Below are 6,761 nucleotides of genomic sequence, written 5' to 3'. Positions count from 1 at the left end.
GGCGGGCCAACGGCTGTGGTCGAACCGGTCGGCAGCGAGCAATGGCCGGCCAAGGCGGCGCGTCCGGCGAATTCGGAGCTGAATTCCGACGCCTTCGCCAACGATTTCGGCTATCGCGCCGGCGAATGGAAAGACAGGGTCCGGGCATTGGTGGTGGAACTGAGGGCCGGCACCAAAGATTGACAGTCTGGCTGGCAAGTGAGCCGGTTGAGGCTCTGCTCTGGCGGCAGGCATCGCTCATCGAACTCGGCGCCCACGGCGCCAATTTTGTGGTTTCTTTTGGTGATCACGAAACTAATATCCAGGAAAGAGAGTTTGACTGGCCGTCGGTGATCGCAACTGATTAGGCTTGGAGAACCGAGTATAAATGCGGAAAAAACCCGCCCAAATGGCGGGTACGTTCGAGTAATGTCGCGTTAGGTGGGGAGGATATCTTTCCTGCCGTGAGTGGAGCGAAGCTGAATAGCGTATGAAGATAGATGTCGATCTGGTTGTTGTCACCCATAACAGTGGGCGCGTGATGGAAGCTTTTATGAAAAGCGTTCCAGATTGCGTGAATGTCATTGTCGCCGACAACGCCAGTTCTGACAACTCAACTGCTCTTGCGTCCGCTGGTGGGGCGACGGTGGTCGAAATCGGCAATAATATTGGCTACGGCGGCGGCTGTAACGTTGGGGCTTCCGCCGGCACCGCGACGTTCCTGCTCTTTGTCAATCCCGACCTCAGGATCGAAGCCGGTGCGATCGAGGCACTTGTTTCTGCTGCCAATGCCTATCCCAATGCGGCGTTCAATCCGCGGTTTTATTCGGGAGCGCGGCGAAGGTTCAAGCGCTGGTCGAGGCTTTTGCCGCAATCGGAATCCTGGCGCGGCGCGCCACCAGACGATGACTGCGTCATTCCGGTCTTGCATGGAGCCTGCATTTTCATCCGCCGCAAACATTTCGAGCGGATCGGCGGGTTCGACCGAGAGATATTCCTGTTTCACGAAGACGACGACCTCAGCCTGCGGCTACGGCAGGCCGGCATAGAGCTTCGTCTCGCCGCAAAGGCCGTCGTCGACCACGCGGAAGGGAACTCCAGCGCGCGCTCGATCGAATCCGGCCGCATCAAGGGCGAGGCCATGGGGCGCTCGCTGGTCTATGTCATGAACAAGCACAAACGGCCGCTGGATCTGCCGGCAGAGCGCCACCGCACCCGGCTGAAATTGCTGTTGCCGCATGTCCTGTTCAGCAAAGCGCGGCGCGCCAAGCTGCTTGGATTCGTGCGTGGGCTGAACGGCGGCCCGATCGACAATGCCGGAAAACATTCATGAATGCTCAGTCTGGCGCACCCTGGCGCGAAAAGCCTTCGGCGCTGCGCAGGCTGTGGACTGCGTTCCGCCGCGCTGTGAAGTCCGTGACCGCTAGCCGACCAGCTGCAAGTAATCTCTACGACTGTTATGTCGACAATGCGCAAGCGAATTACCCATCATCGGAGTACGTGCCGATTGCCAGAAAGGGGCCATCGCCTGTCAATGTCCGGTTGATCGCCTATTACCTGCCGCAGTTCCATCCAATCCGGGAAAACGACGAATGGTGGGGCAAGGGTTTCACAGAATGGCGCAATGTCGCGCGCGCCTTCCCGGTCTTCGAAGGCCACTATCAGCCGCGTCTGCCAGGCGAGCTGGGTTATTACGACCTGCGTGTACCAGAGATCATGCGGCGACAGGTGGAGCTTGCCAAGCTGTACGGCATCTCGGCCTTTTGCTTCCATTTCTATTGGTTCGGCGGCAAGCGCCTGCTTGAAGGCCCGCTCGACCATTATCTGAAAACGGCCGATCTTGATCTGCCATTTTGCCTGTGCTGGGCCAACGAGCCTTGGTCGCGGCGCTGGTCAGGCCGTGAGCAGGACGTACTTCTAGCCCAGACACATTCGGCGGAAGACGATGTCGCGGTCATTCGCGGCCTCGACAAATATTTCTGCGACCCGCGTTATCTGAAGATCAACGGCAAGCCGGTCCTCACAATCTATCGCGCGAGCCTTTTCCCTGACCTCAAGGCGACCATTGCGCGCTGGCGTGACGAGATGGAGCGGCTGGGTTATCCTGGCATCTATCTCATCGCGACCAACGCCTTCGACTTCGCTGATCACGCGGAATATGGCTTTGATGCCTTGTCGGAGTTTCCCCCGCATGGCGTTCGCACCCCGAACATCGAAAACAGCTTGGCAGTTTCGGCAATCAAAAAAGGCGGGCGAATCCGTCGCTATCCGGATGTCGTGGCGGCTGACAAAGCCAAGCCGGCCGCAGCAGGGGTGGTTCACCCCGGTGTTATGCCGTCCTGGGACAACAGTGCCCGCCGGCCGACCTCCGCGCAAATCTACCACGGATCAACACCTGCCCTGTTTGAAGACTGGCTTGGGCACGCGATGCTGCGGGCCAGAGCCAACCCAGCCTCTGAGCGGATGGTATTCATCAATGCCTGGAACGAGTGGGGAGAGGGCGCGTATCTGGAGCCCGACCTGAGATACGGCTACGCGTATCTCGATGCCTGTGCCTCTGCCGTCAGAGACTATGCGGCGCAAATTGGTGATGACACAAAACCGGGCTGAGCTTCGGTCCACAATGATGTGCGCTGCACAACATTTGGAGTTGCACCTTAGCTGCCGCGAAAATAGGCTCAGTCGTCCCTCAGTGCGCCTCGTGGCGCCAGGGCGTCAAACAACAGAGGCTTCCACATGACACGACTTCACACCCTTCTCGCGGCTGGCGTTGCCTGCCTCGCGACGTCCCTCGTCGCCGCGCCGGCGTTCGCCCAGGGCAAGACGCTGACCATCTCGTGGTGGGGCTTCAACGGCGACAAGCTCGACGAGTACATCATCAAGCCGTTCAAGGAGAAATGCGGCTGCGAGATCGTGTTCGAGACCGGCAACAATGCCGACCGCCTCAACAAGATCAAGATCCGCAACGGCGAGGGCGTCGACGTCGCCTACTTCACCGACGCCTATTCGCAGATCGGCATCAAGGAAGGCCTGTTCCAGCCGATCGACAAGTCCAAGGTGCCGAACCTCGATGGCCTCTACGATCTCGCCAAGGCACCGCAGGGCGAATTCGGCCCGGCCTACACGATCGGCCGCGTCGGCGTGATCTACGACACCGCCAAGGTCAAGGCGCCGATCACTTCCTGGAACGACCTGTGGAAGGAAGATTTCAAGGCTTCGCTGTCGCTGCCGGGCATCACCACCACCGCCGGCCCGATGGCCGTGATGATCGCTGGCGTTCACGCCGGCGTCGATCCCTTCACTGATACCGACGGCGCCTTCAAGTCGATCGAGGCGCTGAAGCCGAATGTCGTCAAGAACTACAACACCGGCTCGGAACTGGTGAACCTGTTCTCGACGGGTGAAATCTCGGCTTCGGTCGCCCAGGACTTCACGCTTGCCCAGATCCAGGCTGCCGTTCCGACCGCCGCCTGGGCCAATCTCAGCGACGGCGCGATCGCCACGCTCAACACCATCAACATCCCCAAGGGTGCGGCCAATGTCGAGCTGGCGCATGAGTTCATCAACTTCGTTTTGTCCAAGGAAGTGCAGCAGAAGACCGCTGAGAACGCAGTCGATGCGCCTGTCGTCAAGGCCGTTACCCTGACCCCGGAGCAGGCCAAGCAGTGGACCTACGGGGCCGACATGATCGCTTCGCTGAAGCAGGTCGACTACGAGAAGCTCAATGCGGCCAAGACCGACTGGGTTGACCGCTGGAACGAAGTCTTCGGCATGTAAGACCAACAGATGAGGAAGGGTGCTTGCCCTTCCTCATTCTTGTGTACATCGCACAAAAATCCGCCCTTTTTGGCCCTTGCCCAGCCCTTTGCGGCATTCTGCGCCTTTCGCTATCGCGCAATGAAGGTTAGCAAGCCTCGCAAGCGAGCCTCCCCATGGGGAGCGCCAGGGTAAACTGGAAGAGATCGGGACTTCATGCTGAAACGCTTTGCCGGATGGTGGCTCGCCGGGCCTGCGACGTTGGCGGTTCTGGTCTTCCTCATGTTGCCGGTCGCCGCCACCATCGCCACGACGTTTGGCGAACCCAACGGGTTCTTCGCGCCCTACATTTCGTTCTTCAGCAGCGGCTTCCGCCGAACCGTGTTGTGGCGCACCATCGAGATATCGCTGGCGACAACGGCGATCTCGGTCGTCGTCGGCTTCCTCACCGCTTATGTCGTGTCGAAGTCGCCGGGCAAGCTCAAGAGCCTGCTGATCATCGCCGCCGTGTTTCCGCTGTTGACCGGTGTCGTCGTGCGCTCCTTCGCCTGGCTGATCATTCTCGGCAAGAACGGCATTCTCAACAATTTCCTTGTCGGCATCGGCATCGCCTCCGAGCCGCTGTCGATGCTCTACACCCAAGGCTCGGTCATCGTGGCGATGGTCTATCTGTTCGTGCCGCTGATGATCCTGACGTTGGTCGGCGTGCTCGAAAACATTCCCGACGACGTCGTCCAGGCCTCGGCCTCGCTCGGCGCTACGCCGGCCGGAACGTTCCGCCAGGTGATCCTGCCGCTCGCCGTGCCCGGCCTGATCGTCGGCGCGGTGCTTGTCTTCACCGGTTCGTTCACTGCCTATGCCACGCCGCAGCTTCTTGGCGGCGAGCGCCAGATGGTGATGGGCACGCTGATGTACCAGCGTGCCATGGTCTCGTTCGACTGGGTCGGCGCCTCCACAATCGCAGCAATCATGGTGGTGATCACTGTCGCCGTCGTACTTGCCATGAGCCGCGTCGCGCGGCGTCTCAACCCGATGGCGACATGATGACCAGCCGTATCAATCCCCTGCTGATCCTGTTCACCGTCCTGGTCTACATCTTCCTGATGGGGCCGCTGATCATCGTGCTCGGCGCCTCGGTCAGCGACACCACCTACCTGACCTTTCCGCCGCAAGGCCTGACACTGCGCTGGTTCGAAAACATCTTCGCCATCAGCGCCTTCAAGCGCACCATCGTAACCTCCCTGGAGCTTGCTTTCCTGGCGACTGGATTGGCGCTGCTGATCGGTATCCCGGCGGCCTATGCGCTCAACCGCTACCGCATCAAGCTGCCGTCGTGGCTTTCGACGGTTTTCGTGCTGCCGATCCTGGTGCCCGAGATCGTGCTTGGCTTCTCGCTGCTGAAATCGGTCGCCGTCGGCATGCAGACGCCGATCTTCCTGACGCTGCTCGTCGGCCACATGCTGCTGGTGCTGCCCTATTGCGTGCGCGTCGTCTCTGCGAGCCTGGCTTCCTTCGACTTCTCGATCGAGGAAGCCGCCGTCAGCCTCGGCAGCCCGCCGGTGAAGACCTTCTTCACCATCGTGCTGCCCAATGTTCGTTCCGGCGTGATTGCGGCCTTCATCCTGGCCTTCATCACCTCGATCAACGACGTGTCGACGTCGCTGTTTTTGACCGGCCCCGGCATCTCGACGCTGCCGATCCAGATCCTCGCCCATGTCGAGCAGTTCTTCGATCCGACGATCGCCTCGGTGTCGGTGCTCCTGATGCTGCTCACGGTTGCCGTGATGGCCATTGTCGAGCGCACGCTCGGCCTCACCTTCCTTGCGAAGTAGAAACCTTATGACCCAGTCACTCACAGTCCAGAATCTCACCGCCCACTATGGCGCCACCAAGGTGCTGGAGGACCTGTCGCTGTCGGTCGGCGCCGGCGAGTTGGTCTCGCTGCTCGGCGCCTCCGGTTGCGGCAAGACAACGACCTTGCGTCTTATCGCAGGCTTCCTCGAACCGACCTCCGGCACGATCCGCCTCGGCGACAAGGACCTGACCCGGCTGCCGGCCTACAAGCGTGACATCGGTCTGGTGTTCCAGAACTACGCGCTGTTCCCGCATCTCAGCGTGCTCGACAATGTCGGTTTCGGCCTCAAGCAGCGCGGCATAGCCCCTGCCGAGCGCGAGAAGCGCGCCAAGGCGATGCTGGAACGGGTAGGACTGTCGCAGCTGGCCGACCGGCTGCCGGGCGCGCTCTCGGGTGGCCAGAAGCAGCGCGTGGCACTGGCGCGCGCGCTGGTCATCGAGCCGCCGCTTTTGATGTTCGATGAGCCGCTGTCCAACCTCGATGCCAAGCTGCGCGTCGACATGCGTGTCGAAATCCGCCAGCTGCAGCGCGCCAATGGCACGACTTCGGTCTACGTCACCCATGACCAGGAAGAAGCGTTTTCGATTTCCGACCGCGTGGCGATCATGAATGCCGGCCGCATCATGCAGTTTGACACGCCCGAAACACTGTACCAGCGCCCGGCCAACGCCTTCGTTGCGCGTTTTGTCGGTTTCGAGAATCTGGTGCCGATGAAGGTTTCCGCGCGCGACGGTGCAACTGTCACCGCAACGACGCCTGACGGTTCGCAGCTCAAGCTGTCGCAGGATCGTTTTGGCGCGATCCCCGATGCTTTCGTGCTTGCTGCCCGGGCCGATGGCCTTGCTGTCAGCACCGATCCCAAGGCCGAGGGCATCCCGGCGACGTTGGGCCTCAGGACCTATCTCGGTCGCGCCTATCAGTATCAGAGCGATACGGCGGCTGGCATGCTGATCGCCAATGGCGCGCTGTCGAGCCCGCTCGAACCGGGCAGCACCGCCAAGCTGGTGCCGGTTCCCGACCAGTGCTGCGTGCTCAAGCCGGAGTAGGTTGCCTGCGATGATTGGGCATAGCGCTCCTTCGCGCCCCCCTCTGGCCTGCCGGCCATCTCCCCCACAGGTGGGGAGATCAGCCTTCATCTTTGGTTTCGCCAATCGCCAACGTTGCAGAATAG

At 60.9% G+C, this 6,761-nt stretch carries 8 protein-coding genes; all 8 read left to right on the top strand.

Annotation, left to right across the window (positions count from 1 at the left end):
• On the top strand, positions 1-183 hold a 183-nt coding region (locus AC1RTB_RS17320; RefSeq protein WP_492879603.1), incomplete at its 5' end, for a sugar nucleotide-binding protein.
• Entirely contained in the window at positions 180-347 is a 168-nt protein-coding gene (locus AC1RTB_RS17315) for a hypothetical protein (RefSeq protein ID WP_492879604.1), read from the top strand. The genes AC1RTB_RS17320 and AC1RTB_RS17315, both read left to right, overlap by 4 nt.
• Positions 348-469: 122 nt before the next feature.
• A complete protein-coding gene (locus AC1RTB_RS17310) occupies positions 470-1,312 on the top strand; it encodes a glycosyltransferase family 2 protein (protein ID WP_492879605.1) in 843 nt (280 codons plus the stop codon).
• The gene (locus AC1RTB_RS17305; RefSeq protein ID WP_492879606.1) at positions 1,309-2,589 is read left to right on the top strand and encodes a glycosyltransferase WbsX family protein; all 1,281 of its coding nucleotides are present in this window, start codon (positions 1,309-1,311) and stop codon (positions 2,587-2,589) included. The genes AC1RTB_RS17310 and AC1RTB_RS17305 overlap by 4 nt, the downstream gene beginning before the upstream one ends.
• A 126-nt stretch (positions 2,590-2,715) precedes the next feature.
• The gene (locus tag AC1RTB_RS17300) at positions 2,716-3,756 is read left to right on the top strand and encodes an ABC transporter substrate-binding protein (protein WP_492879607.1); all 1,041 of its coding nucleotides are present in this window, start codon (positions 2,716-2,718) and stop codon (positions 3,754-3,756) included.
• A 198-nt stretch (positions 3,757-3,954) separates the two neighbouring features.
• Entirely contained in the window at positions 3,955-4,779 is an 825-nt protein-coding gene (locus tag AC1RTB_RS17295) for an ABC transporter permease (protein ID WP_492879937.1), read from the top strand.
• Positions 4,776-5,567, top strand: coding sequence for an ABC transporter permease (locus AC1RTB_RS17290; protein WP_492879608.1), 792 nt, complete (start codon positions 4,776-4,778; stop codon positions 5,565-5,567). The genes AC1RTB_RS17295 and AC1RTB_RS17290 overlap by 4 nt, the downstream gene beginning before the upstream one ends.
• A 7-nt stretch (positions 5,568-5,574) precedes the next feature.
• Positions 5,575-6,636, top strand: coding sequence for an ABC transporter ATP-binding protein (locus AC1RTB_RS17285; RefSeq protein WP_492879609.1), 1,062 nt, complete (start codon positions 5,575-5,577; stop codon positions 6,634-6,636).
• The last annotated feature ends 125 nt before the right edge of the window (positions 6,637-6,761 follow it).

This window comes from Aminobacter sp. GW821-FHT11F06, from assembly GCF_058808215.1.
This window is presented reverse-complemented; position numbering and strand designations above follow the sequence as displayed.

Bases quoted from the DNA above. Each gene is read 5' to 3' on its own strand.
- AC1RTB_RS17310 (WP_492879605.1), top strand. From the start codon at position 470: ATGAAGATAGATGTCGATCTGGTTGTTGTCACCCATAACAGTGGGCGC.
- AC1RTB_RS17285 (WP_492879609.1), top strand. From the start codon at position 5,575: ATGACCCAGTCACTCACAGTCCAGAATCTCACCGCCCACTATGGCGCC.
- AC1RTB_RS17300 (WP_492879607.1), top strand. From the start codon at position 2,716: ATGACACGACTTCACACCCTTCTCGCGGCTGGCGTTGCCTGCCTCGCG.
- AC1RTB_RS17290 (WP_492879608.1), top strand. From the start codon at position 4,776: ATGATGACCAGCCGTATCAATCCCCTGCTGATCCTGTTCACCGTCCTG.
- AC1RTB_RS17305 (WP_492879606.1), top strand. From the start codon at position 1,309: ATGAATGCTCAGTCTGGCGCACCCTGGCGCGAAAAGCCTTCGGCGCTG.